Genomic DNA, 2,016 nt, shown 5'->3' with positions numbered 1-2,016 from the left:
CCTCCACCATGTGCTGCAGCACATCGGCAATGCCAGGACGGTTGAGGACATTGAAGCCCTGCTACCCTGGAACACGCCTGTCAAAAAAATGCAATAGGGCTGATTGTTTGGCGCTTACCTTGTTGCTAAATTTTCGAATGATCTTTCCTCTCTGCTGGGTGCTACGTTTCTGGGTGGTGAAGCAGATGATGCGGCACATTCGATTTCGGTAGACGGGCAGGGGCGGGTTTTTGTTGCGGGAGATACCAGTGCCAGCTACAACAATACAGATGGCGCAACTTACGGCAGTTTCCCGACGACCACGGGTGCCTTCCAGGAAAACCTTTCCGGTTGTCATCACGCATTTGTTTCCCGTTTTGATAGCAACCTTTCCTCATTGCAGGCTTCTAGCCTCGTCGGACTGCCGGGCTACAACTGTGGCTATTCGAATGGCAGAGGTTATGTGGTGGGGGTTGATCTCTTACTTGATGGGACAGGAAGGCCTTACCTAGCAGGATGGGCGAACTCCAGTGGTTTACCAGTCAGGGGAGGATTTCAGGCTATATACAAAAGCTCGCTGAACTACTATGACTTGTTCGTTTTGCGTCTCGATGCCAATCTCTCCGACGTACAGGCTGTGACTTACCTGGGGGATACGGGCTCCAGTTGGGACAGTGATTATCCCTCGCCTGATTTGGCGCTGGATCCAGAGGGAAATGTATTCATCACTGCGACAGTGGGGTCCGGAAGCATGCCTCTGTCTGTGGATGCCTACAATCCGATTTTCAATCAGGATACCTATTTGTATGCAGCAACGGATGCGTATATTGCCAAGTTGACACCCGGTCTGGATCACCTGTTATACGGTACCTTTCTTGGTGGAAAAGGTTATGACACAGTCCTGGGGCTCGCGGTGGATCCAAATGGCCAGATGCTGGTAACGGGTCAAACTCGGGATACAGGAGATCCGGCAGGTAATTTCCCGACCACGGCGGGTGCTTTCGATACGCATGTGGGTGAAGGCCGGGAAGATGTGTTTGTCAGCAAACTGGATATCCCCGAAAACCTGGTTGTCAGCGTAAAGGGCCCGACGATCATGATTCCCGGTGAAAGAGCGGACTTTATCCTCACTTACAAGAATGCGCTGAAAACAACAGCGAGAAATGTGGTGATCGTTGCGGACCTGCCCAAGGAACTGGCGTTCGTTACGACCGGTAACGGAGGCACTTTCAATACCACCGGCCGCTGTGACAATCAAATGTACTGGCTAATGGGGGATCTCGCACCCTAGGCCCAGGGTACACTCAGCTTCCGCGTAGAAGTACCTGCAGGTACTCCAAATGGTGATTTTGAAGTGCTGGCGAGAATAGCGGCTGAAAACTACACGTCTTCAACATTCAATGTGTCTGACTATCTCAATGCCACTCCCAGAGAAGTACGTTCCACAATCCAGTTGTCTGCTGGTGAACTCTCCAGTCTGCTTGGTACTCATCTGCATATTGCAAGGTTGCTCGAGTATTCACGCCAGCATGGTTATGTATTTCTCAATAACGCCACCCATACCGTTTTCAATACGGGTGAGGAAACCTGGAGCCTGTATATGCTTGCTCCTGGTGACGGTTCTCCCGCGATCCTGAGTGGTGATGACAATGCCGCCCTGGTCGAAGTGTATCGTGGTGATGTCTTTATTCTCTTTGATGAGACCGGCGGCTTCGTAAGGGATCAGGTACAGGGTACCCTGGAGCCTTTTGGTTCATGGGCCGACATCTCCTGGCTTTTCTGATGCATCGCCTCTCACGGCGGATGCCAGTGGCGGGTTTGCGTACAGCCGCTGGTTGTTCAATTGCTCCCTCAATACGATTCCGGCATTTTCCATGGGTAAGGTTCATTCCATTTATTCCGGATTGAGTTACACGGCTAGAGTTTAGAGTAAGCAACATTGTTCCACCGTATATTTTCGGGTGAAATAAAGTTGCTATTTTGTTCATACTGCCCGTTAGAGCTTGTTCTATACGCTGATTGCTGCATCCTGCTCAC

The 2,016-nt window shown here is 51.0% G+C and carries 2 protein-coding genes; both read left to right on the top strand.

What is annotated here, in order from left to right:
• The first annotated feature begins 103 nt into the window (after positions 1-103).
• Positions 104-1,270, top strand: a complete 1,167-nt coding sequence (locus tag ACOCD2_RS17715; RefSeq protein WP_293649924.1) for a hypothetical protein — start codon at positions 104-106, stop codon at positions 1,268-1,270.
• A gap of 63 nt (positions 1,271-1,333) precedes the next feature.
• Entirely contained in the window at positions 1,334-1,762 is a 429-nt protein-coding gene (locus ACOCD2_RS17710) for a hypothetical protein (RefSeq protein ID WP_293649923.1), read from the top strand.
• Positions 1,763-2,016: the final 254 nt, after the last annotated feature.

The sequence above is a fragment of the Thiolapillus sp. genome, from assembly GCF_048562965.1.
Classification (GTDB): domain Bacteria; phylum Pseudomonadota; class Gammaproteobacteria; order Chromatiales; family Chromatiaceae; genus Thiolapillus; species Thiolapillus brandeum_A.
This window is presented reverse-complemented; position numbering and strand designations above follow the sequence as displayed.